This window comes from Streptomyces spiramenti (assembly GCF_012034385.1).
GTDB classification, from domain to species: Bacteria; Actinomycetota; Actinomycetes; order Streptomycetales; family Streptomycetaceae; genus Streptomyces; species Streptomyces spiramenti.
The window spans coordinates 1-1,401 of record NZ_JAAVJB010000449.1 but is presented as its reverse complement, the minus strand read 5'-3'; the positions used below and the strand labels follow the sequence as shown (position 1 = coordinate 1,401).

Here is a 1,401-nt window from a genome sequence, read left to right as displayed (position 1 = left end):
GGCGCCCGCCGCGCGACAGCGCGAGCGGGCGCCTCGCCCGGGGTGACGCCTCCGTCAGGGAAGGTTCCTCGCCATCACGATGCGCTGGATCTGGTTGGTGCCCTCGTAGATCTGGGTGATCTTGGCGTCGCGCATCATCCGCTCCACCGGGTAGTCCCGGGTGTAGCCGTAACCGCCGAGCAGCTGCACCGCGTCGGTGGTGACCTCCATCGCCGCGTCCGAGGCGAAGCACTTCGCCGCCGCGCCGAAGAAGGTCAGGTCGTCGTCCAGTCGCTCCGAGCGGGCCGCCGCCGCGTAGGTCAGCTGGCGTGCGGCCTCGATCTTCATCGCCATGTCGGCGAGCATGAACTGCACGCCCTGGAAGTCACCCACCGGCTTGCCGAACTGCTTGCGCTCCCGGACGTAGCCCTTGGCGTAGTCCAGCGCGCCCTGGGCGATGCCCAGCGCCTGGGCGGCGATGGTGATGCGGGTGTGGTCGAGCGTCTTCATCGCGGTGGTGAAGCCGGTGCCCTCGTCGCCGATCATGCGGTCGGCGGGGATGCGGACGGTGTCGAAGTAGACCTCGCGGGTGGGGGAGCCCTTGATGCCGAGCTTCTTCTCGGGCGCCCCGAACGAGACCCCCTCGTCGGCCTTCTCCACCACGAAGGCCGAGACACCGCCGCGGGTCCGCTTCTCGGCGTCCGTCACGGCGAGCACCGTGTAGTACTCGGAGACGCCGGCGTTGGTGATCCAGCGCTTGACGCCGTTCAGCACGTAGTGGTCGCCGTCGCGCACGGCGGTGGTCTTCATGCCGCCGGCGTCCGAGCCCGCGTCCGGCTCCGACAGGCAGTAGGAGAACATCGCCTCGCCGCGCGCCAGCGGCGTGAGGTAGCGGGCCTTCAGGTCCTCGGAGCCGGCGAGCTGCACCGGCAGGGAACCCAGCTTGTTGACGGCGGGGATCAGCGAGGAGGAGGCGCACACCCGGGCGACCTCCTCGATGACGATCACCGTCGCCAGGGCGTCCGCGCCGTTCCCGCCGAACTTCTCCGGTACGTGGACGGCGTGGAGGTCGTTCGCGGTGAGCGCGTTCCGCGCCTCCTGCGGGAAGCGGCCCTCCTCGTCCACCGCTGCGGCGTGCGGGGCGATCTTCGCCTCGGCGAGCGCGCGCACGGACTCCCGGAGCATCTCGTGCTCCTCCGCCGGGCGGTACAGGTCGAAATCGGCGGCTCGTGCCACGGTTCTCACCACTCCCACAGCTTGCTAGTGACCGTTAAGTAACCTGATTCTAGGAGCCCGGACCCCGCCCCCGGAAGTGAGCAGGCCGACCGGGTTCCGCGCCGGCCCTCGTGGGCGCCGCCCACCCTGCCCCGCGCGCCCCCGGCGGTCCGGGCGGACGCGCCGGTACCGGCCCCGGGCCCGCCC

At 71.3% G+C, this 1,401-nt stretch carries 1 protein-coding gene; it reads right to left on the bottom strand.

What is annotated here, in order from left to right:
• Positions 1–54 precede the first annotated feature (54 nt).
• Positions 55–1,215, bottom strand: a complete 1,161-nt coding sequence (locus tag HCJ92_RS24075; RefSeq protein ID WP_167935712.1) for an acyl-CoA dehydrogenase family protein — start codon at positions 1,213–1,215, stop codon at positions 55–57.
• Positions 1,216–1,401 lie beyond the last annotated feature (186 nt).